Source organism: Ardenticatena maritima (assembly GCF_001306175.1).
Lineage (GTDB): Bacteria > Chloroflexota > Anaerolineae > Ardenticatenales > Ardenticatenaceae > Ardenticatena > Ardenticatena maritima.
In genome coordinates this window covers 282,459-308,955 of sequence record NZ_LGKN01000005.1, presented here as the reverse complement: position 1 = coordinate 308,955, position 26,497 = coordinate 282,459, and the positions used below count along the sequence as shown (strand labels likewise).

At 58.2% G+C, this 26,497-nt stretch carries 20 protein-coding genes, 1 tRNA gene and 1 riboswitch; of the genes, 9 read left to right on the top strand and 12 right to left on the bottom strand.

From position 1 onward, the window contains the following. The first annotated feature begins 3 nt into the window (after nt 1-3). From SE16_RS09205 to SE16_RS09195, 3 genes are all read left to right on the top strand, one after another. Nucleotides 4-4,044 carry a S8 family serine peptidase gene (locus SE16_RS09205; protein WP_054491919.1) on the top strand — a complete coding sequence of 1,347 codons (4,041 nt, stop codon included), beginning with the start codon at nt 4-6 and terminating at the stop codon, nt 4,042-4,044. A gap of 184 nt (nt 4,045-4,228) precedes the next feature. Beyond that, nucleotides 4,229-4,561 carry a GntR family transcriptional regulator gene (locus SE16_RS09200; RefSeq protein WP_054491920.1) on the top strand — a complete coding sequence of 111 codons (333 nt, stop codon included), beginning with the start codon at nt 4,229-4,231 and terminating at the stop codon, nt 4,559-4,561. A gap of 157 nt (nt 4,562-4,718) precedes the next feature. Further along, complete coding sequence (locus tag SE16_RS09195) at nt 4,719-7,175, top strand: ATP-dependent Clp protease ATP-binding subunit (protein ID WP_054491921.1); 2,457 nt, start codon at nt 4,719-4,721, stop codon at nt 7,173-7,175. A 91-nt stretch (nt 7,176-7,266) separates the two neighbouring features. Here the strand turns inward: SE16_RS09195 and SE16_RS09190 are convergent, their stop codons facing one another. Then, the gene (locus SE16_RS09190) at nt 7,267-7,923 is read right to left on the bottom strand and encodes an endonuclease III domain-containing protein (RefSeq protein ID WP_060687528.1); all 657 of its coding nucleotides are present in this window, start codon (nt 7,921-7,923) and stop codon (nt 7,267-7,269) included. 67 nt (nt 7,924-7,990) lie between these two features. Between SE16_RS09190 and SE16_RS09185 the strand changes: the two genes are divergently transcribed. Further along, nucleotides 7,991-8,887, top strand: coding sequence for a DMT family transporter (locus SE16_RS09185; protein ID WP_054492243.1), 897 nt, complete (start codon nt 7,991-7,993; stop codon nt 8,885-8,887). Nucleotides 8,888-8,892: 5 nt separating this feature from the next. Here SE16_RS09185 and SE16_RS09180 read toward each other — a convergent pair. The 5 genes from SE16_RS09180 to SE16_RS09160 form a co-directional block, all read right to left on the bottom strand. Next, nucleotides 8,893-8,964: transfer RNA gene (locus SE16_RS09180), tRNA-Arg, on the bottom strand. Nucleotides 8,965-9,000: 36 nt separating this feature from the next. Then, on the bottom strand, nt 9,001-9,909 hold the full coding sequence (locus SE16_RS09175) for a GNAT family N-acetyltransferase (protein WP_054492242.1): 909 nt from the start codon (nt 9,907-9,909) through the stop codon (nt 9,001-9,003). Beyond that, entirely contained in the window at nt 9,906-12,170 is a 2,265-nt protein-coding gene (locus SE16_RS09170) for an alpha-glucosidase (protein WP_054492241.1), read from the bottom strand. The genes SE16_RS09175 and SE16_RS09170 overlap by 4 nt, the downstream gene beginning before the upstream one ends. A gap of 6 nt (nt 12,171-12,176) precedes the next feature. Next, entirely contained in the window at nt 12,177-13,388 is a 1,212-nt protein-coding gene (gene pcaF / locus SE16_RS09165; RefSeq protein ID WP_054492240.1) for a 3-oxoadipyl-CoA thiolase, read from the bottom strand. Between the two features lie 95 nt (nt 13,389-13,483). Then, nucleotides 13,484-13,858, bottom strand: a complete 375-nt coding sequence (locus SE16_RS09160) for a 2Fe-2S iron-sulfur cluster-binding protein (RefSeq protein WP_054492239.1) — start codon at nt 13,856-13,858, stop codon at nt 13,484-13,486. Nucleotides 13,859-14,248: 390 nt separating this feature from the next. On the opposite strand from SE16_RS09160, the gene SE16_RS15790 reads away from it, so the two are divergent. Continuing rightward, nucleotides 14,249-14,881 carry a hypothetical protein gene (locus SE16_RS15790; protein ID WP_152918033.1) on the top strand — a complete coding sequence of 211 codons (633 nt, stop codon included), beginning with the start codon at nt 14,249-14,251 and terminating at the stop codon, nt 14,879-14,881. A 748-nt stretch (nt 14,882-15,629) separates the two neighbouring features. Here the strand turns inward: SE16_RS15790 and SE16_RS09150 are convergent. Together SE16_RS09150 and SE16_RS09145 are read right to left on the bottom strand one after the other, a co-directional pair. Continuing rightward, complete coding sequence (locus SE16_RS09150) at nt 15,630-15,992, bottom strand: Ig-like domain-containing protein (RefSeq protein WP_060687523.1); 363 nt, start codon at nt 15,990-15,992, stop codon at nt 15,630-15,632. A gap of 4 nt (nt 15,993-15,996) precedes the next feature. Then, on the bottom strand, nt 15,997-17,634 hold the full coding sequence (locus SE16_RS09145) for an ATP-binding protein (protein WP_054492937.1): 1,638 nt from the start codon (nt 17,632-17,634) through the stop codon (nt 15,997-15,999). A gap of 316 nt (nt 17,635-17,950) precedes the next feature. Further along, a riboswitch (TPP riboswitch) is annotated at nt 17,951-18,055 on the top strand. A gap of 94 nt (nt 18,056-18,149) precedes the next feature. On the opposite strand from SE16_RS09145, the gene SE16_RS09140 reads away from it, so the two are divergent. Further along, nucleotides 18,150-19,265, top strand: coding sequence for a thiamine ABC transporter substrate-binding protein (locus tag SE16_RS09140; protein ID WP_054492938.1), 1,116 nt, complete (start codon nt 18,150-18,152; stop codon nt 19,263-19,265). Between the two features lie 73 nt (nt 19,266-19,338). Here SE16_RS09140 and SE16_RS09135 read toward each other — a convergent pair whose 3' ends face one another. Together SE16_RS09135 and SE16_RS09130 are read right to left on the bottom strand one after the other, a co-directional pair. Beyond that, the gene (locus tag SE16_RS09135) at nt 19,339-21,027 is read right to left on the bottom strand and encodes an acyl-CoA mutase large subunit family protein (RefSeq protein WP_054492939.1); all 1,689 of its coding nucleotides are present in this window, start codon (nt 21,025-21,027) and stop codon (nt 19,339-19,341) included. Between the two features lie 73 nt (nt 21,028-21,100). Further along, the gene (locus SE16_RS09130) at nt 21,101-21,919 is read right to left on the bottom strand and encodes an alpha/beta hydrolase (protein WP_054492940.1); all 819 of its coding nucleotides are present in this window, start codon (nt 21,917-21,919) and stop codon (nt 21,101-21,103) included. A gap of 181 nt (nt 21,920-22,100) precedes the next feature. Here SE16_RS09130 and rsfS point away from each other — a divergent pair, with 181 nt between their 5' ends. Then, on the top strand, nt 22,101-22,478 hold the full coding sequence (gene rsfS / locus SE16_RS09125; RefSeq protein ID WP_054492941.1) for a ribosome silencing factor: 378 nt from the start codon (nt 22,101-22,103) through the stop codon (nt 22,476-22,478). Between the two features lie 61 nt (nt 22,479-22,539). On the opposite strand, the gene ndk is transcribed toward rsfS, so the two are convergent. Next, nucleotides 22,540-22,989, bottom strand: a complete 450-nt coding sequence (gene ndk / locus SE16_RS09120; protein ID WP_054492942.1) for a nucleoside-diphosphate kinase — start codon at nt 22,987-22,989, stop codon at nt 22,540-22,542. Nucleotides 22,990-23,045: 56 nt separating this feature from the next. Further along, nucleotides 23,046-24,101 (bottom strand): NADPH dehydrogenase NamA, encoded by a 1,056-nt coding sequence (gene namA / locus SE16_RS09115; protein WP_060687522.1) that lies wholly within the window; start codon nt 24,099-24,101, stop codon nt 23,046-23,048. A gap of 183 nt (nt 24,102-24,284) precedes the next feature. Between namA and SE16_RS09110 the strand changes: the two genes are divergently transcribed. Together SE16_RS09110 and SE16_RS09105 are read left to right on the top strand one after the other, a co-directional pair. Next, complete coding sequence (locus SE16_RS09110) at nt 24,285-25,748, top strand: glycoside hydrolase family 13 protein (RefSeq protein WP_054493302.1); 1,464 nt, start codon at nt 24,285-24,287, stop codon at nt 25,746-25,748. Nucleotides 25,749-25,853: 105 nt separating this feature from the next. Continuing rightward, on the top strand, nt 25,854-26,492 hold the full coding sequence (locus SE16_RS09105) for an MBL fold metallo-hydrolase (protein WP_054493303.1): 639 nt from the start codon (nt 25,854-25,856) through the stop codon (nt 26,490-26,492). The last annotated feature ends 5 nt before the right edge of the window (nt 26,493-26,497 follow it).

The window sequence follows — 26,497 nt, the reverse complement described above, 5'->3', positions numbered from 1 at the left end:
CCTATGCGTTCAACAAAGACAATAGCGCTGGTTCTTGTTGGGGTACTGGCGCTCTTTTTAGGGCTTGGACGTGCGCTTGTCATGGCTGACCAGCCAGATAGAGCCACACCGACACCGTACGCGCCACCAGAAGGCCTCGACTCTCAGGGCGATGCTCCGGCATCGCCCGATGCGTTGCCAGACCTGGTGGTGACGCATGTCAATGTGTTCCCGACAACGCCGGTGGTGAGCCAAACAGTTGTGATTCAGGTCGCTATCAAGAACCAAGGTGAAGTGAATCTCCCTGCCGGCAATAACTTCTTTGTTGATTTGTATATTGACCCACCGCTCCCCCCGCAGCCGGGCATTGATATTGGTCCGCCAACTTATTCTTGGGGTGTGCAATCCTGGTATGTGGACAATGGGAACGTGTGGACGCTGAGTTTTTCAACCGCCTTTACGGATACGGGACACCATAGCGTCTATGCGGTGATTGACCCGACGGGGGTAGTCGTCGAAAGCGATGAAGAAAACAACGTAACTGGTCCCACGCAATTTGAAGTCATTACCTCGGCGTATTGGCAGCAATCCAGCCATGCCGATTTTCAGAAAGGATTCTCGAACCTCGATTTGTCGCATTCTCGTGGGTTGATGCAGATTGGGCGCTTTTACGATCGCTACATAGGTTCGCAAGGGACGCAGGTCAATTATGCGTTACAATATTTCGATCAGCCCGAATTTGACCGCGATATTTACTTCCCCGATTACGCCGTGGTGACTGAACCGGGGTTGCAAATTGCGCCGATTATGACCAAAGGGCCCAACAATACGGATGAAGTCGCGGTTGTATGGGAAGACTGGCGTAATGGCACTGCCGATGCAGATATTTACTTTTCACGCTCCACCGACCGTGGACGCACGTGGGGGACGCCTGTGCGTATCACCTCAGATGCGGATAGTATCCACGTTCAGCGGTCGCCTTCATTGATCTACAATGAAGCCTGTGGCACCTATCACGTTGTCTGGGCGGATAATCGCTTGGGGTCATTTGATATCTGGCACGCCTATTCCGCTGACAATGGCGCGACATGGATTGAAGACCCGGCGCCTATCAACGATACCAATGTCAACCCAACAGCCGACCAAACCGCTCCGGCGATTGGTGTAGATGCGTTTGGAAACCTTTTTGTCGCCTGGCAAGATCGCCGTAATGGCAATGATGATATCTACTTCGCGTATGGGAGCGGTGGATGCCTCAATTGGACGTGGGGTGCGAATGTCTTCGTGACAGACGACCCCGAAGCCACCGCCCAAGACCAGCGCTTGCCACAACTGAGTGTTGCGACGTATGGAACATCACCTAACGATGTGTATGTTTTCATCGTCTGGCAGGATATGCGCTATGACGGTGGTGATATCTTCCTCGGAGTGGGGCGACCTTCCCCAGCGCCGCTCTATTTCACATTTGATATTGACATTCAGATGAATACCGATGGAACCACTGCCTTACAACTGGACCCGGCTTTGGATTCCATTCCCTTGTTGGTCGAAGTGGATTACCAGATGTCGGATGACAACAACGAACCGGTAAGTTGTAAAGCCGTTCTTCAGACCAATGTGGCGCATGTTGCCTGGCAAGATTATCGGTACGGCAACCCCGATATCTTTTACGCCTGGATGTTTACAGACTACGCGGTGCTTTCGGTAACGGGTGATGACCCCCTGCTCTGTGCTGCGGGTGGTGCCATTGTTGAAACCGAGTTCGACCCGTTTACGCCGTATGGCAATGTGAATGTCAGCGCTTACCAAGTTGAACCCTTGTCGGCGGCATGTTGGGGACCGGACTCCAACACGGAAGAGCCGATGCAATCGCGTTGGCAAGGTGAGCCAACGGTGGCCGTCGGCAACCCCTATCAGGTTTTTATCGGGTGGAGCGATGGACGCAGTAGTGACGATTTGAATTATGACATTCATATCGCCGGTATGAGCAATTTGACGGAAGATGGCACACCAACTACCGACTTTACGCAACGCGTTGGTGTCGCAAACGTCAATGATAACGTCAAGCGGCTCGACTTGCTCGTGGCGTCTGACGATCAGCATTACAACACGCTCTATGAGGAATATGCGCCGGCGGGTGTGCGTCAGCGTCGCCCGTCACTTGTGACGCAGGTTTCGACGGTTATTACACCATCGTTGAACCCGCCTTCTTCGTGGGTACCGTTTGCCATTGCGTGGGATGATACCCGCAACGATGATTCGTTCTCCGGGACTGTTACCAACCGTGATATTTTTGCTGCGCCGTTCGTCTCTGAGATGGCGTGTGCGGAAGGCACACCACTCTGTTTGATCAATGGGCGCAAACTAGGCTATTACAGTGAGCAAGAAGCCCTGGATCAGGGGTATCAGGCGTGGGGGACGTATATTTCGCCGGTATTCGATGCCGGTTCAGAAGCCGTCTGGTTCGATATTCAATGGTGGGGCGCGACCCAATTCGACAGCAGTTTGCTTTTGCAGGTACGCCTGGGGAACACGCCAACACCGCCATTGGATGATATTAACGATGGCAATTGGACACGGTGGAGCGGTGTTGGGGGCGCTGGTGGCTACTATGATGCCCCTGGGCAAAACATCCGTGATGAAGATGGTTCGCTCTTCCCGCGCTATCGGTACGCGCAATACCGTGTGCTTATCAACCAGAATCGCCCGACCACGGGCTTGACCTCGCCGCTCAATGGGGCGTGTGTTTCACAGGTCAAGCTGGCGTATGAGCCGATTCGGCACGACGTGTACCTCCCCATGGTCGTCAATGGCACGTATCAACCTATTGCCCAGCCCGATGATCCCTACTACGATGCGTTGCAGTGGAATATGCAGATAAGCAATTTTGAAGCCGCGTGGGCGCAAAGTAGCGGGAATGGCGTAACTGTTGCTGTTATTGATACAGGGGTTGACTTGAACCACCCTGAATTGCAACCGAATCTGGTCAGTGGGTGGGACTTTGGAAACAACGATGCCGTGCCACAGGATGTGAATGGTCACGGTACACATGTTGCCGGCCTTGTGGCGGCTGTTGGCAACAATGGGCAGGGAATCGCTGGCGCTGCCTGGAATGCCAAAATCATGCCGCTCAAAGTCTTTGCTGACGGAAGTAGCCTGGCTTCGGATGCAGCCATTGCCTCGGCTATCCAGTACGCCGTGGACCATGGTGCAAAAGTCATCAACCTGAGCCTTGGTTCGCAGGATGATAGCCAGGCGATTCGTGATGCGATTGCCTATGCCCGTAGCAAAGGCGCCGTTGTGGTGGCGGCGGCTGGTAACCTGTACGAAGCTGGCAACCCTGTCGTCTATCCGGCGGCTATCCCCGAAGTGATCGCCGTAGCAGCAGTGACCAACGAGCGCCAGCGTGCCTCGTACAGTAGCGTGCATAGCTATGTGGACGTGGCCGCTGGTGGCGGCGACCCCAGTAGCCCCACCGACCCCGTTATCCAGCATTGGGTGTGGAGCACATACCCCAGGGCGTTAGGTGGTGTGCCGGAGACAGGATACAATGCCATATCGGGGACATCGCAAGCCGCAGCACATGTTTCCGGCGTTGCCGCACTCCTCTTGAGCCGCAACAGTAGTCTGAGCCCTGATGCTGTGGCTAACCTCATTACCGGCACGGCTGACGATTTGGGCACGCCGGGCAAGGATAGTGAATTCGGCTACGGCTTGCTCAATGCGGGGAACGCCGTTTCCAATGCGGTTGTGACCACAATGCAAGACCGGTTCGCGCCGCTGCGCAAGCAAGTCTTTGTGTACAAAGATACGCCCGACCTCTTGCGCCAAGAAAACAATTGGGTGTCTGGCGAACTCTTGGTGGCGTATGAAGAGACCACAACACAAGCCGCGGTGGATGCCCTTCTGAGCGAATACGGCGCAAAGCGGGTTGAACAGGTGCTTGCAACGGGCGTATGGCGCGTGCAGGTGCCCAAAGGACAGGAAGTCGCTGTGCGGGATGCGTTGCGCGCTCAACCGGGTATCCGCTACGCTGAACTCAACTACTTGCGCCCGTTGCAGTAAGCCCGCGTCCAACGTGTGGGAAACCGTCTGTGCCCCTTACGCCACGTAAGGGGCACATTTGTTGTACTCGAAAGTGACTCTTTTCCCTTGCGTCGGTCGCTTTTTCCTATTTCAACTCCCCTTTTTTCCCTTTACGATACGGATGCGTACCAAAGAACTGTACTGAGAAGGGAAGAGTGCCCCGATGACGACGATGCAAAAGACCTCAACCACCTGGACACCGCTTGACATAGGCTGGCTGTTATTGGCGCAACGTGTGCTCACAACACCACGTCGGTTCAACCTCTTGCTGGCGCTTGCCGAATCTGGTGCGGAAGGATGCACAGCAGCCAACCTTGCCGAACGCTTGCACGTCTCTCCTGCACTGGTCGAGCGTGAATTGGCGGATTTGGCGTTGATGGGAGTGGTGAGCCAGACGGACGGGGCGGATGGAACGTTTGTGCTTGCCGAACACCCCCTCAAAACGCACATAGAACGCCTGGCGCGCTACACACAGCGTATGGCAGCGTCGCCCTGAAAACAAACAGCCCATGTTTTCCGCTATCCAGCGCCGCACGTGTGCGGCGCTTTTGATTTTTGCCATGCTTCTTGACGTGCGCCCTTGCCTGACTACAATTTGGCCAACAAAATATTTTGCAATACAAAACAATTGAGAGCAGAGCACAGAGGAGACTATGAATTTCAATCGTTTTACCGAACGCGCTCAGGATGCAATTGCACGTTCACAGGAAATTTTATTGCGCTACCAGCACACCCAACTCGATGTCGAACACGTCTTATTGGCGTTGCTGGAACAGCCGGATGGGCTGGTGCCGCAAATTTTAGAGCGCCTCGATGTTGATGTGGAGCGGATGCGGGCGCGCCTGGATGAAATTTTGAAAGCCCAGCCCAAAGTGCGCTTCTCTGGCGCGACACCGGCGCAACAAGTCTATGTCACGCCGTCCGTCCAGCGGCTGGCGCTGCTGGTGAGCCAGGAAGCCGACGAGATGGATGATGAGTACATCTCGACGGAGCACATGCTTCTGGGGATTGCCCGCCTGGCGGAGCAGCAGAAACAGACGCCGCTGGGGCGGCTCTTCGCCGAATTCAACATTCATCTCGAAGATTTGTATGATGTGATTGACGAGATGCGCGGTGGTCAGAAGGTGGACGACCCCTATGCCGAAACGCGCTACCAGGCGCTGGAAAAGTATGGGCGCGACCTGACGAAACTGGCCGCCGAAGGCAAACTCGACCCTGTGATTGGGCGTGAAGCTGAAATTTTGCGGGTGATGCGCGTGCTCGCACGCCGCAAGAAGAATAACCCCGTGCTCATTGGCGAAGCGGGGGTTGGCAAGACCGCCATTGTCGAAGGGTTGGCGCAGATGGTTGTGGCGGGCGATGTGCCCGACCACTTGCGCGGGAAGCGTATCATCGAACTCGACCTGGGGGCGATGGTGGCCGGCTCGCGCTTCCGCGGGGAATTTGAAGAGCGCCTGAAAGCCGCCATGGACGAAATTGTCAACGCCCAGGGGGAAATCATCCTCTTCATTGATGAGTTGCACAACCTGGTGGGCGCTGGGGCGGCGCAAGGCGCCATGGACGCCAGCAATCTGATGAAGCCCATGCTGGCACGCGGCGAATTGCAAGTCATCGGCGCGACAACGCTTGATGAGTATCGCAATTACATTGAAAAAGATAGCGCGCTGGAACGCCGCTTCGCGCCTGTTTTTGTGGAAGAGCCGAGCGTCGAAGATACGATTGAGATGCTGAAGGGCTTGCGGCGTCGGTATGAGCAGCACCACAACGTGACGATTACCGATGAAGCCATCGAGGCGGCTGTGAAACTCAGCCACCGGTACGTCACCGACCGCAAGTTGCCTGACAAGGCGATTGACCTGGTGGACGAAGCCGCGGCAAAACTGCGCGTGGATGCGTTCAACATGCCGCTGGACCTGCGCGCTCGCAAGCAGGAGATTGACCGGCTGGCGACGCTGGAAGAAGAGGCATGGCAAAATCGCGATTACGAAACCGCGGCGACCTACAAGAGCCAGCGGATTGTGCTGGAACAGGAATTCATGGCGGCTGTGGAAGCGTGGCGGGCGGAACAAGGGCTGGATGAAACGGTGGACGCCGAAGATGTTGCCGAGATTGTTTCGGCGTGGACGGGTATCCCCGTGAAGCGGATGATGCAGAAGGAAGCCGAGAAACTTCTGCACATGGAAGAATACCTGCGCCGCCGCGTGGTTGGGCAGGATGAAGCGATTGCCGCCATCAGTGACGCCATTCGGCGTGCGCGTAGCGGGTTGAAAGACCCCAAGCGCCCGATTGGCTCGTTCATCTTCCTGGGCCCGACCGGGGTTGGAAAGACCGAGCTGGCAAAAGCGCTGGCTGAATTCCTGTTTGACGATGAGGACGCGATGGTGCGGGTGGATATGAGCGAATACCGCGAACCGCACACGGTCAGCCGCCTGATTGGTTCGCCGCCCGGCTATGTCGGGTATGGTGAAGGCGGTCAGTTGACCGAACAGGTCCGCCGCCGTCCATTCCAGGTGGTGCTCTTTGATGAAATCGAAAAGGCGCACCCGGAAATCTTCAACGTGCTGTTGCAAGTGTTGGACGATGGGCGCTTGACCGACGGGCAAGGGCGAACGGTGGACTTCCGCAACACGGTCATCATTATGACGTCCAACCTGGGCACGCGCTACATGCAGCGTGGCGGCCCGTTGGGCTTCCGTGTGGGTGAGCGCGGCGACGAAAACCTGTTGCGCAATGCCGAAGTCGAGGAAGACTTGAAGCGCTCGTTCCGTCCGGAATTCCTGAACCGTGTGGATGAAGTTATCGTCTTCCGCGCGTTGACGAAGGAAGATTTGCACAAGATTGTGGACTTGCAGGTCAAGTATCTTACCGACCGTGTGCTGGAAGCGGGGCTTTCGATTGAATTGACGGACGCCGCGCGCGACTGGCTGGCGGAAAAGGGCTACAACCCTGAATTTGGGGCGCGTCCGTTGAAGCGCGTGATTCAGCGCCATGTGGAAACGCCGCTCAGTCGGCGCTTGCTGGCGGGTGAGTTCCGCGAAGGCGATACGATTGTGGTGGATGTCGAAAATGGTGAATTGGCGTTCCGCCGCAAGGAAGCCGCACACGCCTGACACAGCGAGGTAAAGCGCCACGGGCACGGTTCAACCGAACCGTGCCCTTTTTGTTTGCGCGATTGCCGTGCGGAGGGCGTTTCTTCGCGCTCTAGGCAACTCCGACACGGGCGCACATATCGTTGAGGGGGCATTGAGCGCACTTGGGGCGTGTGCCGGTGCAGATGAATTTGCCAAACGGGACGAGCAAGCGGTTGATGTCAATCCAGTAGCGGCGGGGCAGTTTATGTTCAAGTTCGCGGAGCGTTTCCTCCGGTGTGCGGGTGTGGACGTAGCCCCAGCGGTTGGTGATACGGTGCACATGAACGTCAACCGCGATGAACGGTTCGCCGCAGGCAATCGCCAACGTCAGGTTGGCGCATTTGGGACCAACCCCCTTGAAGGCAAGCAGCGTCTCACGGTGGCAGGGGAGTTTGCCGTTGTGGTGCTCAACGGCGTGGCGTGCGATGGCAACAATTTGGGCGGCTTTGCGCTCATGGAACGAGACGGCGCGGATGAGTTGGTCTACACCCTCAACGCCTAATGCGAGTATGTCGTTGGGCGTGCGCGCATGGGTGAAAAGACTTCGGGCGACGGGGAGCGTCACTTCGTCGCGGGTGCGGATGGAAAGAATGCACGCCACCAGAATTTCAAAGACGCTGGCATGCCCTTCTTCGGCAAGTTCAAACAGCGCCGCCTTGGGAAAGGGGCGCACGGCGGCTTCAACGCGCCGCATGGCTTCGTCAATGTCAAAAGCGGGGTTTGTCATAGGCGCCTCCGTGTACAAAATGGGTTGCCCTGGTCTGGTTCACAGGTGCACAGTATAAGGAGCAACCATGAAACGACCATCCTCCACGACGCTCGCGCTCCTGGCGCTGAGCGGGTCGGCACTGTTTTGGGCGGGCAATTTTATTGTAGGACGGGCGTTGCGTGAAGCCATGCCCCCGCTTTTGCTCACTTTGGGGCGGTGGGTGGTGGCGGCGTTGATTTTGCTGCCGCTGGCGGGACGGGCGACGTGGCGGGCGCGTGCAGATGTATGGCGTGCTCGGCGGTTGGTGGTGTTCCTGAGCGTCAGCGGCGTGGTCTTGTTTCAATTGTGCGTTTACAGTGCGTTGCAGAGGACAACCGCTGTCAATGCGATTATTTTCCTCTCGCTGACGCCGGTGGCGATTGCGCTGATAGCGCGCTTCTGGTTTGGTGAGCGTTTGAATGGACGGCAATGGGTGGGCATTGGGGTTTCGTTGCTGGGGGCGCTGGTCATCATTGGACGTGGTTCATCGGCTTTTTTGGCGGCCTTGCGGTTCAATCGCGGTGATGTGTTGATGCTGGCGGCGGTCTGCTTGTGGGCGGCCTATTCACATGCGTTGCGCCACCGCCCGGCGACGTTGCCGCACGCCGTTTTGCTGACGGCGTCGGTTGTGGTGGGGGTCGGTTTGATGATGCCGCTTGCCGGCTGGGCGTGGTGGCGTGGGCTCACAGTGCAGATGACGCCGCCGGTTGCGGCTGGAATCGTGTATGTGGGCGTCTGTGCGTCCGTGCTCGCGTTTTACTTTTGGAATTGGGGTGTGAGCGTGCTGGGGGCGAATCGTGCAGGAGTGTTTCTGCACCTGATGCCTCTGTTTGGCGCGATGCTTTCGTTTGTGTTTTTGGGCGAGGGGATTCACGGCTTTCATTTGGTGGGCGCGAGCGGCATTTTGGGGGGTATTTGGCTGATGAACCGGGCGGAGGCATGAAAAAATGCCCCCGGTAGGATTCGAACCCACGACCTAGGTCTTAGGAGGACCTTGCTCTTCCACTGAGCTACGGGGGCATTGCGGGTACCATTATATCGCCCTCAATTTGGGCGTCAATCATCTAAATCTCGCCATTTTTCGTACACGCTCATACGCGCAAACGCCGACTCTTCTTTGAAGCGCCACCCTGCTTGTTCCCAAGCGCCGCGCCAGGTGGCGTCATCGGGGATGAAGGCGGCGAGCCGCTGTACGCCCGCTTTGGCTGCCAGCGCTCGCACCACGCGCCCCGCCCAGACAAGCCCCTCGGTATCACCCAGCACCAGGAGCGTCCAGGCGTCGCCGTCTTCAACGTTGGGCGGTGGAATGGCGACCACGCCGGCGTGCACGCGCCCGTTGGTGTCGCGCAGAGCCAGGAAGCGCCCTTCGGCTAGCCATTCTCGCAACAGTTCATCGCGCAAGCGCGGGAATTTCCACCCTGCGGGAAAACGGTTGGCATGCGTGCGCCGATACGGCGATGCCGCGAGGAGCGCTTCCAGCGTGTCGCTATCCTCGGCGGTGAGGTGTGCCGGTGGCGGGGTAGGCTGTTCCGGCAGCGCGTCGGCTTCGTACAAGAGCCAATCACCGCACCAGCGCATGCCGCTTTTGGGGCAGAGGTGGCGCACGACGTCATTCGCCGTCGCCAAGGAGACCACACGCACGCCGGGTTGGCTGAGCGCGTAGCGCAAATTGGCTTCGTGCATGGCTTTGCCCAGCCCGCGCCCGTGATAGTCGGGATGGAGGCGCAAGCCCTGCAACCAGAGCTCATCGGGGGCGATGTGCACCATGTGCGTAATCGCGATGGGTGTGCCTTCAAATTCTCCCACAAGCAATGGTTCGTCGTCGTCCAACCAGGTGTGCCATGTTTCCAGCACATAATCGTGCTCGCCCAGGACACGCGGCAACCAGCGCATGATCGCGTCGGTATCCTCGCGGCGTGCAGGGCGCACCAGCATATCGTGCGACTGGATGCGTGTTTGGCTCATGGTTGCGCTCCTTTTTCATCCAGTAGGTGGGCGGCGCGCAAGTTGGCGACAAACTGCGCGCCCACGTCCGACCCTTCGCGGTAGAAGACGGCGGGATACCCCAGCGGGGCGGAGACGCGAACATGCGTGCCGGTTTCTGGGGAACCGTACACCTCGCCAGTCCAGACGTGTACCCACCGACCGGCGGGCAAATAGACGTCCACCGTCTCTTTTTGGGGATCGAGCACGGGCGCAACAAGCAATTCTGTGCCTACCAGAAATTCCTCGTAGCGAATGCGCCACACGTTGGGGTCGTCCGGGTAGTGCAGGAAAAGGTGGCGCACCACCGGCAAGCCGGTTTGGGCGGCTTCATCCACCAGCTGGCGGCGGTAGAACGCCCAGGCGGCATAGACTTTTGCCATGCGGCTGAAGTGCGCCAGCGTCTCGTCGTCGCTGTAAAACTGCGCGTTGGCGTCGGGGATGTTGCCTTCGTGTGTGCGGTACACGGTTGTGAAAGCGTTCAATTCCATCCACCGCATGAGCAGTTCTTTGCTGCGGTGGTATGAGAGAAGCGGATTGGTAATTGTGGTGTAGCCGCCAATGTCGCTGTGGTTGAACGCAAATCCCGACAGACCGGATGAGAGCAAGCCGGTGACGGCGCTTTTGATGCCATCGTATTCGTCCCAGCTGACGAGCTGGTCGCCTTCCCAGAAGAGCGTGGCGTAGAGTGGGCTGCGTGTAAAACCCGCCCGCATGAAAAAGACCACGTCGTCGCCGCGCCCGGCGTCCTCAATCGTCTCGCGGTTGAGCCGCGCCCAGAGTTCGGGATAGCGGTTGTGCAGGGTGGATGCCGGAATGCCGGCGGCGAGATGCGCGTCCCAGGGCAGGGCTTCGCCAAAGTCCGCCATCCAGCCGTCCGCGCCGATACCCAGCAGGTTTTCGCTGATGATGGTTTGTAGCCAGGCGTAGGCGTCGGGGTTGGTCAAATCAACCAGCCCGGCGGCGAAACTGGTGTTTTGGATGAGATAGGGCGAACCATCGGCTTTGGTGACGAGATAGCCGTTTTCAAGCGCTTCGGCGAACAGGTTGCGGCGGTGGTTGGGCTTCTCGCTCACGTCCGCCAGGAACGGGCTGACGTAGAGCATGACGCGCACCCCCTGCGCGTGCAAGTCGTTGACAAGCGCTTCCCACTCCGGATAGCGGTCAGTGTCGAGTTCCCAGTTCCACCAGAGTTGTTTGCCAAAACTGGTGGTGCGTTGCCCGACCCAATCTTGCAGCCAAAAGGCGGCGATGGGCGTCTCGTGGGCTTGCAACTGTTGCCACACGTCGCGCACGCGGGCGGTGCCCCCTTGCATACCGACGACCGCGCCTTGGAGAATCCAATCGGGCAAGGGACGCATGCGTCCCACCCGCGCGGTGTACGCCTGAATGAGGTCGGTTGGGGTGTCGCCGTTGATGATGGTGCCGACCATGACCGGCGCAAAGAGCCGAATTTGCACCATGTTTGCGGCACGCAGATTGAATTCGGCGTATTCGCTGTTGTCCAGCATGAGCGAGCGCATTTTGCTGGTGATATAATGTGGCACGGCGATGTAGGTGTGGTACGGTGTGCCCCCGGCGCCGGCGGTGAGGTCGGCTAGGAAGGTGAGCGGCTGTTTGCCGCGCCCGATGCCTTGTTCAGACACCAGGATGGGGACGCGGTGGCCTTTCAAATCGAAGAAGGTAAATTGTTCCCCAAAGCCGAAGAAGTGTTCATCTTTGTCGTTGGCATAGGTGAGAAACGTGCGGTTGAGCGGTTCCTGGACTTCGAGACGAAACGCCAGATGGTTCGTCACGTCCGGCGTCAGGGTGAAGCGGTAGGGCACGCGCGACCCGTCCGAACAGCGCAGTTGTCCGCTGATGATGAGCCGTTCGCCTTCTGTGGCAAAATCATCGAGTGTTTGGTCGGCGCAGGTGGTGCGGAGATGGTCTTCGATGCGAAACAATCCCCGCGATTCGCGCACCTCTTCGACGCCAACCCCACCGCCGACAAAGGCGCGCCCAGGCACATTTGCCCAGAGCGTTTTTTCGGGGCGCGAGTGGTGATGGATGGAGAGCAAGCCCCGTTTTCCGTTCCAGAGCACGTCGAATTCACCCAGTGTGAAAGCGGCACCCGTTTGCCATTCTGGTGCGATTTCCAGCGCGCCGACGATGGGGCGCATACGCCAGGTGTTCCATGCGTACCACCCTGCGCTCAGCACGAGCACCAGAACAAGGAACCGCAATCCCCAGCGACGTTTCATGGTTGTTTATCCCTCCACTTTTTCGACAATGGTGGCGATGCCTTGCCCCACACCGATGCACATGGTCGCCAGCCCGTAGCGCACGTTGTCGCGACGGCGCATTTCGTGCACCAGCGTGGTGAGAATGCGTGCGCCTGAACAGCCGAGAGGATGACCGAGGGCAATCGCGCCGCCGTTGACGTTGACGATGTCGGGGTTCAATCCCAGTTCGCGGATGCACGCCAGTGCTTGCACGGCAAACGCCTCATTCAATTCGACCAGGTCAATGTCTTCGATGCGTAGCCCGGCGCGTGCCAGCGCCTTGCGTGTTGCCGGCACAGGGCCAAGCCCCATGGTACGCGGGTCAACCCCGGCGACGGCCATGCTGACGATGCGTGCCATAGGTTTCAAGCCTTGCCGCTCGATTTGGGCGCGGTTGGCAAGCAGGAGCGCTGCCGCGCCGTCGTTGATGCCGCTGGCGTTGCCGGCGGTCACCGTGCCGTTGGGGCGGAAGGCGGGTTTGAGGCGTGCCAGTTTTTCGAGCGTGGTATCGGGGCGGGGGTGTTCGTCCGTATCCACGATGATGGGCGGCCCTTTGCGTTGCGGCACTTCCACCGGCACGATTTCATCTTTGAAGCGCCCGCTTTCGATGGCGGCTTTGGCTTTCATCTGGCTTTGGTAGGCGAACAGGTCTTGTTCTTCGCGGGAGATGTGTGTCAGGTCGTAGATGTTTTCGGCGGTTTCGCCCATGCTTTCGAGCGGGAACATGGCTTCCATTTTGGGGTTGGGGAAGCGCCAGCCGAGGGTGGTATCGTAGGCGGTGAGGTTGCCGCGTGGGTAGGCGTATTCGGCTTTGGGGAGTGCGTAGGGGGCGCGGCTCATGCTTTCCACACCGCCCGCGATGATGACTTCGGCGTCGCCGACCATGATGGTGCGGGCGCCGTAATGCACCGCATCCATGCTGGAACCGCACAAGCGGTTGATGGTTGTGCCGCCGACCGTGACCGGCAATCCAGCCAGCAGGAGCGCCATACGGGCAACGTTGCGGTTGTCTTCCCCCGCCTGATTGGCGCAACCGAACACAACGTCTTCGATGCTCTCCGGGGCAACTCCGGTACGTTCTACCAGCGCTTTGATGACAAGCGCCGCCATGTCGTCGGGACGTACTTTTGCCAGTGCGCCGCCATGGCGTCCCACGGGTGTGCGCACGGCGTCAACAATGAACACGTCTTCGTGCATGTGCCATTCCTCCTTGATTGGCTCGATGAGTGTGTTGGGTAAGGTTAGTGATGGGGCGCGCCATTTCTGAGGGATAAAGACGCGCCCCGTTGAGGTTATTCGCGTTCCAACTCGCTAATCGGGATGAAGACGGCTTCGGGTGTCACACTATCTTCCGGCTCGGGGCCGGGGTCGCTCCACCCCTGTTCAGAGACGCGCATGAGCGGCTTCACTGTCATATCCCGATCAACCACAATCTGGCATGCCAGGCGCACTTTTCCAAACAGCCCACTTTCTTTGAGCTTTTCGTATTCGGCGCGTGTCATCACGTCGGGTTCACCTTCAATGAATTCGACGCGGCAGGTGGTACAACGTGCAAAGCCGCCGCAGCGATGCCCGATATCAACGCCGCAGGCTTTGATGGCTTTGACGAGGCGAGTGCCTTCGGCAACTTCGCAGGTTCCAAATCCGACAATGTTGATGGTTGGCATGGCTCCCTCCCTCTCGCACGGTTTTTTGTTTTGATGAGGAACGCCTATGGACTGTATTGAGCAAGGGGATTTTCGTCAAAATGACGCAGGGCGGGCGACTTATTCGACGCATATCTACCCCTTTTGACCATTGACAACTGCGACAAGGGGTTTATACTGCCGTTCGGATAGCAAAAAGAAATTTTGGGGAGGCGTTTATGTAGAAAACCAGCGCTCTTTCTTGTTGCCTCGTATTTTCCCCGCGCGGCACGCCGTTTTCCCTCTTTGCTACCTATGTAGCGATCACCGATTGTCTCAGCGCCTTTCCATTCTGTTTTTTGCTGGGCTGTGCAGTGGAGTGGTGCTGTCTGCCTCAATGAACAGACCTGCCATATACAAGGAGGATTCCCGATGGTGACTCGAACGAAAACGTTTACCTTGTTTTTCAGTATGATATTGTTGGTCACTTTTGGCGTAAATTTGACGCGGGCAAATTTGATGCAGGCACGAGAAGCCTCATTTGTACCACAAAAGGAGAGTATCTTATCTACATGGTTGCTTCAAGTAGATGACTTGAAAGGTTTTGGATATGTACAAGTATTGGGCTCTGAAAATGCGATACAGCCTGAGAGTTATGGGGTATTACGTGGCTGGCATACGGGAGATGCAACGCACATGGTAGTTATCGCGAAGGATGAACAGGTAGCGTTAGTGAATAGTGCCGTGTATGCCTTTCCTTCCAAAGCAAGTGCGCGCGTTGCATTGAGCAAGATGGCTGACCCCGTGCGCCAATATGGGTGGCAATCAGCCGTGAGCGATGCGGAGATCATCAAACCCGAAATTGCAGAAGGTTTCAAGCGGCAAGGAAAAGTATGGCGTACATGGCAGGGTGTAGATGATGAAGGTGTCCCAGCCTATGTGTTTTGGGTACAGAATGGGGCGTATGTGATTGAGGCGCACATCAATGTGCCCCAAGGTCAGGAGCAGTTTGGGCGCGCGTTGTTTGATTATGTGGTTGAGAAGGTCAGCGAAAGAGTGTATTGAACCCAAAGACGGCGCTGCAACTGTTTGGCATGATTGATAACTCTGCGGTTTGCCCCTCTTACATCTCCCACTGCACATGAATTAGTGGGAGATGTCTTTTTTTGTTTTCAATTCAAAAAGTTAGAATTCACAAAAAGCAATGAGTACAAATGTACTCATAAATTGAGTACGCGTGTACCTATACAAGCGCATTTCAAGTTGGTATACTGTGCATGCACACCTACCCCCACAGGGAAGAACGGTGGCGAAAACAGGAAACACCTCCTGTACAAACCGCCGCAAGGCTATTTTCCGCACAAAAGGGCTCGCAACCATCGCCACCGTTCTTCCCTCCCCCCCCCCTCCAGCACCAAATGCTCCCTAGCAGATGTGTTTTGATTTGACTGTGCCGCTGAAAAGCAGGGCGGAAACTCATAGCGCATCAGCAGGCACGTCCGCAAGCGTTCAAACGCCTCTTGTCCGTCAAATGGGCCGGCTTGCTTCTGATTGTCTCCCTCACTCTGGTCCAGTCCGGCGGGGGTACGACCTGCGCTGGTGGACGGTGGACGGCGGCGGCGGCACCGGCAGCGGCTTGAAACGCTCATTCCACACGAAAAAAGGCGAAAATTGGCCTGCTTATGCGCAAAAAATTTCGCTTGTGGCGTTTAGAGAGTTGAGACCGGTACAACCAAACACCAGCTGTTCCCCCTCCTCGACGGTTGCCGCCCTGCTCCCCCCAGGGCGGCAACGTTTTTTTGTGCCCATTTTGCTATCGCAGAGGTTCCCCCACGGCTTCCACCACCACTGTGGTAAGCATGCTGGCGTGCCCAAACCGATCAAACGTTCGCACGTCGAACCGCACCGCGCCGGGGGTGGGCGGCACCCAATAGGCAACGCCTTCAAACGTGGTCGTGGCGTGGGGTGGGGTGAGCACAGCGAAGAGCTCACGGTTCGCGTAAAACTCAACGCGGTCAAGGGGGTGGGGGGCGTTTGCGCGCACGTGTACGCCAACTTCACGACCTGTGGGAATGCGTTGCCCGTTCACCGGCGCGATGATGTCAACTGTTGGCGCCGGCGACGCGCCACATGCAACGAGCCCCAGCGCCAACAGCCCCAACACCAGGAAACGCATACACCTAGCCGTAAAGGTCATCAATCAACTGGTCGAGGTCTTGGGCGTCCAATGAGGGTCCTTTTTTGCCCCCGCGCACTTGCTGGTAGAAGGTTTCATCGTAGCGGCGTGTGCGCAATTGCACCGGCATGGGCATGGCATGCCCGAACACAACCACTTGCTGGCGCGTGTCCAGTGTGGTGAGCATACTGCGCACAGTCGCGCGGTCGGCAACGCCGGTGAGTACCGCGTCAAGGTCGCGCTGGTCGTTGAGGCGACCGGAGATGCGTGTGCCTAACTGCGAAAGGATTTCATCGTCAATTCCGCTGGGGCGCTGGTCCACGATGAGCAGGGTCACAAAGTATTTGCGCATTTCGCGCGCGATGGTGCCAAAAATGGTTTGGTGCGCCATTTCGGGACCGAGAAACTTGTGCGCTTCTTCCACGACAATCACCAATGGTTTGGGTTTGTCGGCGTCCTGCTTGGTGAGCAGGAACTTCTCGACCTGCTCTTCGTAGCGATTGCGGATGCGGCGGGTGATGATATTGGCGACCAGCAGGTAATCGAGCAGGCTGTTGTACTGCCCGAATTGCACGATGACATGGCGACCATTTTCGATAAGCCGCAAGATCTGGTCTATGGCGTTGTAGTCAGCGTTGTCGAGGACGTAGCTCTTGTTGCGCAGGCGGGTCAGTTTGCGGTGCAGGGCTTGCAGTGAGCCGGCATGCCCGCCGATTTCATCAGCAAATGTTTTCACCTCCTCGGGATCCAGGGCGAGGAAAGCGCTCACCCAGCCTTCACCAAATGCGCGTTCAAGTTGGGCGATGTTGGTTTCGGTAGTGCCTTTGGGCAACCCCAACTCATCTTGCAGCAGCAAAATATCGCCGCTTTCGATGTGGTTCAGACCGATGACGATGTTTCCATCCACGTTCGAGGTCTTGTTTTCATCGAGGGAATAGACGGCGACGCGACTACTGCCGAAGAGGTCGCGCAAGCCTTTCACCCAGTCGCCGCTTTCGGATTGCTGGCTGGTAGCGTATTCGCCGTGCATGTCGAACACGAGCGAGACCGCCACGTCTTTCCAGATGATACCGCTCAGCAAAAGGCGCGTGAGGAAACTTTTCCCCGTGCCTGTGCTCCCAAAAATCCCCGTTGAACGTTCGACAAGGCGGCGCAGGTCCACACAGACGTCAATCTCCATGGTGAGCGGCTTGCCCAGCGCAAAGAACGTAGATTGCGGGTCGTCGCGCTCCTCCCCGAAGACGAGCACAAAATCTTCGGGGCGGGCTTCCACCATGTGGGCGAAGTGCATGGGAATGGTCTTCACCGGGCGGGGAGGCTGCACCTCATCCACGATGGCGTTTTCGGGCAGGCGTTCGATCATCAGCGCCGGCTTGATTTCGGCGACGGCGTATCCCGCTGTGCCGCGGATAATGCGCTGGGCGAATGGTGAGAGATGACGCGGCGGCACGACCATGAGACGGTTGTCGGTGGCGTGCAGGCGCACGTTTTGCACGGTGCCAAAATAGCGGTAGCGGTCGCCTTCAAGGACGCAAAAACTGCCAACAGGCACGTCCTCGGTGTTGATGTCAGGTTCCAGGCGAACGTCCAGCCCGTCCAGAAAGGTGCCGCCGGTGACACTCCCCAGTATTTTGCGCTTCATCTTCTTGCTCCTTGCCAAACCGTTTGGGATGGGGTGTATGATACGCGAAGTATGCGACAAATCAATGTCATTGTGCGGCGAAAAGTGGCGATTGTAATGTTCTTTGTAATACTTTTCTGGTAGAGTAGGACATGCCTCCGAGAAACACGGTTGGTTGGGGGGGGATGATGCACTGAGAGCGCGAGCCCACTCGGTGCATCACAAAAAGGTCACCGCGCAAGCGGTGGCCTTTTTGTTTTCGCTCTACGTTGCTGTTTGGTGCTTTGCATCACTCCGCATACACTTTGGGCGCACACGAACAATCGAAGACAACATGCACCACTGCTGGGGGTGCCGCGTCAGTGGCTGAGACTCGCTTGGGCGAGAACCCCTTGAACCTGATCCGGGTCATGCCGGCGGAGGGAAGCAGGGTGCCAATGGGTTCACCCGGCGGCATCATGCTTCCGGGTGTTTTTGTTGTCTATGCGAGCCCACGTGTGCAGACCAACGAGCATGTATGGCAAGGAGGAGTTTCTATGCGTACCAAATGGTGGTTGTGGAGTCTGTTGTGGGTGCTGGTGATGGCGGTTTCGGCATGCGGCGGAGAAAGCACGCCGACGGCGGAGCCGACAGTGCAGGAAGAAGCCGGCGGCGAGACGCAGACGAACGAGCCGCGTGTCGTTCGCTTGCTGACGCACGATAGTTTCAGCGTGAGCGAAGAGGTGTTGGCGGCGTTTGAAGCCGAACACAACGCCACGATCGAATTTGTGAAGGGGGGCGACGCGGGGACAACGCTCAACCAGGCTATTTTGAGCAAGGAAAACCCCCTCGCCGATGTGATTTTCGGCGTGGATAACACCTTCTTCAGCCGCGCGATTGACGCCGACATTACAGAACCGTACACCCCCGCGGGGTTGGAACACGTTCCTGACGACCTCAAACTCGACCCGCAAAATCGCCTTGTGCCGATTGATTGGGGCGATGTCTGCCTGAACATTGACAAGGCGTATTTTGCGGAGAACAACCTGCCCAAGCCGCAAACCCTGCGCGACCTGACGAAGCCTGAATACAAGGGGTTGACGGTGGTTGAGAACCCGGCTACGTCATCGCCTGGGTTGGCGTTTATGCTGGCGACGATTGGCGCGTTTGGCACGGAAGGCGAGTACACCTGGGAAGATTTCTGGCGTGAGATGCGCGCCAACGATGTGTTGGTGACGGACGGCTGGGAAGACGCCTACTATGGGCAGTTTAGCGGCGGCAGTGGTGAAGGGACACGCCCCATCGTGGTCAGTTATGCGACCAGCCCGGTGGCGGAAGTGTACTTTGCCGACCCGCAACCCGAAGAACCGCCCACCGAAGCCATCATTGCTGATAACACCTGCTTCCGCCAGATTGAATTTGCGGGCTTGCTGAAAAACGCCGCCAATCCGGAGTTGGGCAAAGCCTTGCTCGATTTCATGCTCTCGCCCACGTTCCAGGAAGATATCCCGTTGCAAATGTTCGTCTTCCCGGCGCGGCCAGACGTGGAATTGCCCGAGGTGTTTGTCAAGCATGGCAAGGTGGCGGAAAAGCCCGCCGTGGTTCCGCCGGAAGCAATCGAACAACACCGCGAAGAGTGGATCGAACGCTGGACCGAGATTGTCCTGCGCTGAACGGGAACACGTCGGTATGAAAAAACGGCACGGGGGCGCCCCCGTGCCGTTTTCTTTCGGCTGGCAAAGGCGACTACACAATCAGCGGTTCGCGATATTCGCCCCACACCTCGCGCAGGACGTCCATCATCTCTTGCAACGTGGCGTACTCCTTCACCGCTTCGATGATGGGGTACATGAGATTGACGTCGTCGCGTTGGGCGGCTTGGCGCAGTTCGGCAAGCCGCTGGCGCACAGCGCGGTTGTCGCGCGTGCGGCGCACTTCGTTCAGGCGGCGCACCTGGCGCTCATAGCCGGCTTCGTCCATCTTCAAGATGGGGATTTCGACTTCTTCGGCCATCGTGTATTCGTTGACGCCGACGATAATGCGCCGCTTGGTTTCAACTTCCCATTGGAATTGCGCCGACGCTTCGGCGATTTCGCGCTGGAAGAAGCCCTGTTCGATAGCGGGCAACACACCGCCGATTTCTTCAATGCGGCGGAAGTAGTCGTAGGCTTGCCGCTCAACTTCGTTCGTGAGCGCTTCCACAAAGTAGGAACCGCCCAGCGGGTCAACCGTGTTGGTGACGCCGCTTTCATGCGCGATGATTTGTTGCGTGCGGAGCGCCACCGTCACCGCGGCTTCGCTCGGCAGTGCCAGCGCTTCGTCCATGGAGTTGGTGTGCAGGCTTTGCGTGCCGCCCAGCACAGCCGCCAGCGCTTGAATGGCCACGCGCGCGACGTTGTTCAGCGGCTGTTGCGCCGTCAGGCTGACGCCCGAGGTTTGCGTGTGGAAGCGCATGAACCACGACCGCGGATTCTTGGCGCCAAAGGTTTCGCGCATTTCACGCGCCCAAATGCGGCGGGCGGCGCGGAATTTGGCGATTTCCTCGAAAAAGTCGTTGTGCGCGTTGAAGAAGAAGGAGATACGCGGCGCAAATTCGTCAATATCCAGCCCGCGCTCAAGCGCCCAGCGGACATATTCAAAGCCGTCGCTCAGCGTGAACGCCAGTTCTTGCACGGCGGTGCTGCCGGCTTCGCGAATGTGGTAGCCGGAGACGGAGATGGGGTTCCACTTGGGCATTTCTTTCGCGCCAAATTCGATGGTGTCGGTCACCAGGCGCATGGATGGTTCGGGCGGGAAGATGAATTCTTTTTGGGCGATGTACTCTTTGAGAATGTCGTTCTGGATGGTGCCGCCCAGTTTGTGGCGGGGAATGCCCCGTTTTTCAGCAGCGACGATGTACATCGCCCAGATGATGGCGGCAGGGCTGTTGATGGTCATCGAGGTGGTGATTTTGTCCAGCGGCAGCCCATCAAGCAGGATTTCCATGTCGCGCAGGGAACTGCACGCCACGCCGCAAATGCCAAATTCACCTTCGGCGTGTGGGTCGTCGGTGTCGTAGCCGTAGAGCGTGGGCAGGTCGAACGCAATCGAAAGCCCGGTTTGCCCCTGTTCGAGCAGGTACTTGAAGCGGGCGTTGGTTTCCTCGGCACTCCCAAAGCCCGCAAACATGCGCATGGTCCAGAGGCGGCCGCGGTGCATGGTGGCGTGGATGCCGCGGGTGAAGGGGTATTCGCCGGGAAAGCCGAGCGATTGCTCGTAGTCCATGTCGGCAAGGTCGAGCGGGGTGTACAGGCGCTTGATGGGCACACCCGACATGGTGCTAAAATCGGGATAGCGTTCGGGGAAGCGGGAGATGCTTTTCTGGACGGTGGTTTCTTCCCACTGCTTCTCGTGTTCGGCAAGGCGTTCAAGGGCTTCTTGGTTGAACAGGTTCATGGCTCACTCCTTTGTGATATGTCATCTTTTGGTTGTTGGGCTTCGCTTCACGCAACGCAACAGGCTCGTTGGCTTACGTCCATTCTGCTCCGCCTAGAATGGCTTGACGTATCCACCTTGTCAAAAAGTCGGCGGTCTGCGGCGTGAGGATGGGAATATCGTGCCCGGTGCGGGGCAACAAACGCAATGTTTTGGGTTCAACAGCGCGCTCGTAGAGCGCCAGCGCCGACTCAGGCGCGATGAGCGGATCCCATTCCCCATGAATGAAGAGCACCGGTTCGCGGATACGGTGCACCACGTCCACAGGCGGAATGCTGATGCGCAGTGCGCCAATGCGCGTACCGCGCCCCATTTCGGCGGCGACGCGCCCCAGCCGTGTTTTGAAGAGCAGGCGCAAGCCGAGTGAGGCGGTGCTGCTCCGCATGTAGCGCAGGTGCGCGACCGCGCCGATGGTGGCGACGCCGTCCACGCCGCCCAACAGCGCCGCATGCAGCAGAACCGCCGCGCCCCCCATGCTACTGCCAACGGTGATGATGCGGTGGTAGCCTTGTCGGCGTGCATACGCAACCACGGCTTCGACGTCCAGCACTTCAAGTTCGCCAAAGGTGGCTCGCCCGCCGCTTTCGCCATGCCCGCGGAAGTCGAACGCGATGGCGTCGAAATGCGTGGCGAGATGTTCCACAAAGGCGGGAACGGCGCGATGATATTTGTTGCTCAGAAAGCCATGAGCGTAGATCACCACTGTGTCGCTTTGGCGGCGCAAATGAACGCCCGCGATGGAAACGCCGTCGCGGGTGGTGGCGCGAAAGGGTGTGTGCGGCGTCTCGTAGGCGTGGTTGATGGTGCGCAAAACCAGTTGTTTGCTCCGTTTGGCGAGGCGTTCACCAATCACATGGGCTCCTGGCGCACGTTTCATCGGGCTACGCTTCCATTGTAGAGAGAGAAGGGAGAAAATTCAAGCCTCTGCGCTCAATGGCACGTTGCAGTGCCGTGCAGACGTTGAACGTTGCGCTTTCTTATGCTAAAATGGGCAACGCTCAGGTAGAACATTCAGATTGATGAAGTGAGGTGCAATGACAGACGTGAAACACCAACAAACGGATGCTGATGCGGCCGCCATTGCGCGTATCGCAGTAGATGCTGCGGAAGACCGCAAAGGGAGCAACATTGTCTTGATTGATGTGCGTGGGCGTTCGCCCATTACCGATTACTTTGTCATCGCCACTGGCGAAAGCGACCGACAGTTGCGCGCGCTTTCCAAAGCGATTGAAGACCGCTTGCGCGAAGATGTGGGCGCGAAGCCTTTTCATCGTGAGGGCGAAGCGGAAACCGGCTGGATTTTGCTGGACTACGTGGATGTGATTATTCACCTGTTCTCGCCCGAACAGCGCGCCTATTACCAACTGGAAACGTTGTACGAAGATGCGCCGGTGGTGCTGCGCATTCAGTAACGTTTGACGCCATGCAAAACGCCCCTCGATGTGAGGGGCGTTTTTTTGTGTGCGGTGGGGATTATTCGTAAATCCAGGTGTCGGTGTTGCGCGTGTAGGCGCAAATTTCGTCTTCGCTGAACCAGAGCGACGTTTCAAACGCCGCCGTTTCCGGACCATCCGAGGCGTGCACAATGTTGCGCCCGATGTCCATGGCAAAATCGCCGCGAATCGTGCCCGGCGCGGCGTCCACGGGGTTGGTGGCGCCGACGGTGTTGCGCACGGCTTTGATGGCGTTCTTCCCTTCCACAATCATCACCACGACGGGGCTGGATGTGATGTAGTCAATCAGCCCATCGTAGAAGGGTTTGCCTTTGTGCACAGCGTAGTGCTGTTCCGCCAGTTCGCGGCTCACGTTCATCATTTTCAGCGCCACCACTTTCAAGCCGCGCCGTTCCAGGCGGCTGATGACTTCACCGGTCAGCCCACGCTGAACGCCGTCCGGTTTGACGATGACAAGTGTGCGTTCCATTGGTCTGTTCCTCCTTCTCTGTCTCTCAGAATGACTTGATACGGGTCTGGTCTTGCTCAGCGAAGTGGTCTGGCGCGTTCGTACTGCCTGGGCCAGTCCACGTCGTAGCCAAGGGTGTGCGCGGCGCGCAACGGCCAGTGCGGGTCGCGCAAGAGTTCGCGCCCCAACGCCACCAGGTCGGCTTGCCCCGTGCGCACAATGTGGTCGGCTTGCTCGGGGGCGGTGATAAGCCCCACCGCCATGGTGGGCACACCTGTGGCTTGCCGAATACGCGCGGCAAAGGGCGTTTGGTAGCCTGCGCCGACGACGTCGGGCGGGGGTGGTGTTGGGGTGATGCCGCCCGACGAGCAGTCAATCACGTCTACACCGCGCCGTTGCAGTTCGGGCGCCAGTTGCACAAAATCCTCCACCTGCAAGCCCCCCTCGACCCAATCGGTGGCCGAGATGCGCACAAAAAGCGGCTTTTCTTCCGGCCAGACGGCGCGCACAGCCTCCACGATGCGGAACAAGAGACGGGCGCGCCCCCACAAATCGCCGCCGTACTCGTCGGTGCGGTGGTTGCTGATGGGCGAAAGAAACTCATTCAGCAGGTAGCCGTGCGCGCTGTGAATTTCCACCACGTCAAACCCGGCCTGCAAGGCGCGGCGGGCGGCGGCTTGCCAGGCGGCGATGAGCGCCTCGATTTCGTCCACCGTCAGCGCATGTGGGGTTGCCCACCCTTCGGCGAAGGGGATGGCGCTGGGGGCGACGATGGGTTGGGGACCAAACCCCCGCGCCCGTGAAAAGGCTTTTCGCCCGGCGTGGGCGAGTTGAATGCCCACCGCCGCACCGTGGGCGTGGCAAAAGTCCACAATGCGCGCCAGCGGCGCAATCTGGGCGTCGTCCCACAAGCCCAAATCGTTTTCGCTGATGCGCCCGCGCGGCTCAACCGCTGTGGCTTCGGTGATGATCAGCCCACAGCCGCCAACCGCCCGCGCGCCCAAGTGCACCAGATGCCACTCGGTGGCGCACCCGTCGGATTCCGCCGAGTACATGCACATGGGCGACATGACAATGCGATTGCGCAGCGTAAGACCGCGCAGGGTATAGGGCGCAAACAAGTGCGCAGACATACGCTTTGACTCCTTTCAAGTCGCAATGGCGGGAGTAGTACACTCAATTTTGTGAAAGCGTCAAGCCGCTCCCACTCTGTGAACAAAGGCACAAATGGGAACGATACCAAACTTTGCGTTCCCCCACATTCCGCATACCATGGCTTTGTTTTCTTGCAACCGACGCCATTGTGGAGGGTGTGCATGCAAACCCCAACCTGGGTGCATGATGCCGTGTTCTATCAAATTTTCCCCGACCGTTTTGCGCGTGGGGCCGCCAGCCCCGCCAACCCGCGTTTCGAGCCTTGGGATGCTCCACCCACGTTCACGGGGTTCAAGGGGGGCGATTTGTGGGGCGTTCTGGAACGCCTGGACTACCTGCAAGATTTGGGGATTACCGCCATTTACTTCAACCCCATTTTTCAATCGGCGGCTAACCACCGCTACCACACGCACGACTACTACCGTGTGGACCCGCTGTTGGGCGGCGATGAGGCGTTTCGCGCTCTGCTGAACGAAGCGCACCGTCGTGGTATTCGCATTGTGCTGGATGGTGTCTTCAACCATGCCAGCCGCGGCTTTTTCCAGTTCAACCACATTTTGGAAAACGGCGCTTCGTCGCCCTACTTGTCGTGGTTTTACGTGTATGGGTTTCCGTTGCACGCCTACGATGAAAAACACCCACCCAACTATGCCGCCTGGTGGGGGATGCGGGCGTTGCCCAAATTCAACACCGACAACCCCGATGTGCGCGAGTTTCTCTGGCGCGTGGGGGAATACTGGATTGAGCAGGGGATTGACGGCTGGCGACTTGATGTCCCCAACGAAATTACCACCCCCGGCTTTTGGGAAACGTTCCGCGAACGTGTCAAACGCGCCAACCCCGAAGCCTACATTGTGGGCGAAATTTGGGAAGACGCCACGCCGTGGCTGAACAACCGTTTCGACGCCGTGATGAACTACCTTTTCACCAAAGCGGCTTTGGGCTTCTTCTTGGGCGACCTGCTCGACCCCGCGCTGGTGGAAGGCGTTGGGTATGCGCCCATTCCCGCGCTTGATGCGGAAGCATTCGCCCATTCGATTGAAACGCTGCTCGCGCATTATCCCCGTGCGGCGACGTTCGCCATGCTCAATTTGCTGGGGAGCCACGACACGCCGCGCATTCGCACGCTGGCGCAGGGCGACACCACACGCCTGAAACTGGCGCTCTTCTACCAGATGACCTATCCCGGTGCACCCTGTCTCTACTATGGCGATGAAATCGGCCTGGAAGGCGGCAAAGACCCCGACAACCGCCGTGGGTTCCCGTGGGGGCGGCGCGAGACGTGGGACGCCGACTTTTTGGCATGGACGAAGCGTTGTATCCGCTTGCGCCATGCGCATGGGGCGTTGCGTCATGGCGAATACCGCACGCTGTACGCCCAAGGGGACTTGCTGGCGTATGCCCGCTTCACCGGGCATGAGGTGTTTGTGTTGGCGCTCAATCGTGGCGCGCAGACCGCCGTGTTCGATGTGCCGCTGGGCGACCTGGCGGATGAAGGGGCGCGCTTTACGGACATTTGGAGCGGGAGCCAGCACCTGACCGTGCAAAACGGTGTGTTGCCCGCTCTGCGGCTTGCGCCGGGGAGCGTGGGCGTCTGGCAATATGGCATGCGCCCGCAGGTTTGAACGCGTTTTCAACCAAAGTATAATGCTTGCGAATGTGAAGCGAGAGAAGGCGAGCCTGTGAACATTGTTCGCCGCTGACGATGAAGCAAAAGGAGTTTGACGCCGATGGATATTAAATGGTATGGGCATGCGTGCTTTCGTATTCGTGAAAAAAACGCCGTGGTTGTCACCGACCCGTTTCCCAGTTCGCTGGGCTATAACCGCCCACGGACGCGCGCGGATATCGTGACCATCAGCCACGATCATCCGAACCACAACGCCCGCACCGGGTTTCAGGGCGAGCCTTTCTTCATTACAGGACCCGGCGAGTACGAGGTGGCGGGCGTCTTCGTGACGGGGATTCGCACCTACCATGACACCAAAAAAGGCGCGGAGCGGGGCTACAACACGGTGTACATGATTCGGTTCGATGAGTTGAATGTGTGCCACCTGGGTGATTTGGGGCATGTGCCTTCGCAATCGCAGGTGGAAGATTTGAGCGAGGTGGATGTCTTGCTGGTGCCGGTGGGGGGCGGCGGTGCGCTCACCCCCGCCATGGCGGCGGAAACCATTAGCCTGATTGAGCCGCGCATTGTCATTCCCATGCACTACAAGACCGACGTGTACGACGGGGGCTTGTTGCCCGTGGAGCAGTTTTTGAAAGTGATGGGCGTGAAGGATGTCCCCGTTGAAGAGGAGTTGAAAATTCGCTCACGCAGCCAATTGCCCGAAGAGACGCAAATCATCTTGCTTTCTTACAAGTAGGTGGC

What these genes read in the sequence shown, in the direction of transcription:
- SE16_RS09205 (WP_054491919.1), top strand. Translation starts at nt 4, where the DNA reads ATGCGTTCAACAAAGACAATAGCGCTGGTTCTTGTTGGGGTACTGGCG.
- SE16_RS09200 (WP_054491920.1), top strand. Translation starts at nt 4,229, where the DNA reads ATGACGACGATGCAAAAGACCTCAACCACCTGGACACCGCTTGACATA.
- SE16_RS09195 (WP_054491921.1), top strand. Translation starts at nt 4,719, where the DNA reads ATGAATTTCAATCGTTTTACCGAACGCGCTCAGGATGCAATTGCACGT.
- SE16_RS09190 (WP_060687528.1), bottom strand. Translation starts at nt 7,923, where the DNA reads ATGACAAACCCCGCTTTTGACATTGACGAAGCCATGCGGCGCGTTGAA.
- SE16_RS09185 (WP_054492243.1), top strand. Translation starts at nt 7,991, where the DNA reads ATGAAACGACCATCCTCCACGACGCTCGCGCTCCTGGCGCTGAGCGGG.
- SE16_RS09175 (WP_054492242.1), bottom strand. Translation starts at nt 9,909, where the DNA reads ATGAGCCAAACACGCATCCAGTCGCACGATATGCTGGTGCGCCCTGCA.
- SE16_RS09170 (WP_054492241.1), bottom strand. Translation starts at nt 12,170, where the DNA reads ATGAAACGTCGCTGGGGATTGCGGTTCCTTGTTCTGGTGCTCGTGCTG.
- pcaF (WP_054492240.1), bottom strand. Translation starts at nt 13,388, where the DNA reads ATGCACGAAGACGTGTTCATTGTTGACGCCGTGCGCACACCCGTGGGA.
- SE16_RS09160 (WP_054492239.1), bottom strand. Translation starts at nt 13,858, where the DNA reads ATGCCAACCATCAACATTGTCGGATTTGGAACCTGCGAAGTTGCCGAA.
- SE16_RS15790 (WP_152918033.1), top strand. Translation starts at nt 14,249, where the DNA reads ATGGTGACTCGAACGAAAACGTTTACCTTGTTTTTCAGTATGATATTG.
- SE16_RS09150 (WP_060687523.1), bottom strand. Translation starts at nt 15,992, where the DNA reads ATGCGTTTCCTGGTGTTGGGGCTGTTGGCGCTGGGGCTCGTTGCATGT.
- SE16_RS09145 (WP_054492937.1), bottom strand. Translation starts at nt 17,634, where the DNA reads ATGAAGCGCAAAATACTGGGGAGTGTCACCGGCGGCACCTTTCTGGAC.
- SE16_RS09140 (WP_054492938.1), top strand. Translation starts at nt 18,150, where the DNA reads ATGCGTACCAAATGGTGGTTGTGGAGTCTGTTGTGGGTGCTGGTGATG.
- SE16_RS09135 (WP_054492939.1), bottom strand. Translation starts at nt 21,027, where the DNA reads ATGAACCTGTTCAACCAAGAAGCCCTTGAACGCCTTGCCGAACACGAG.
- rsfS (WP_054492941.1), top strand. Translation starts at nt 22,101, where the DNA reads ATGACAGACGTGAAACACCAACAAACGGATGCTGATGCGGCCGCCATT.
- ndk (WP_054492942.1), bottom strand. Translation starts at nt 22,989, where the DNA reads ATGGAACGCACACTTGTCATCGTCAAACCGGACGGCGTTCAGCGTGGG.
- namA (WP_060687522.1), bottom strand. Translation starts at nt 24,101, where the DNA reads ATGTCTGCGCACTTGTTTGCGCCCTATACCCTGCGCGGTCTTACGCTG.
- SE16_RS09110 (WP_054493302.1), top strand. Translation starts at nt 24,285, where the DNA reads ATGCAAACCCCAACCTGGGTGCATGATGCCGTGTTCTATCAAATTTTC.
- SE16_RS09105 (WP_054493303.1), top strand. Translation starts at nt 25,854, where the DNA reads ATGGATATTAAATGGTATGGGCATGCGTGCTTTCGTATTCGTGAAAAA.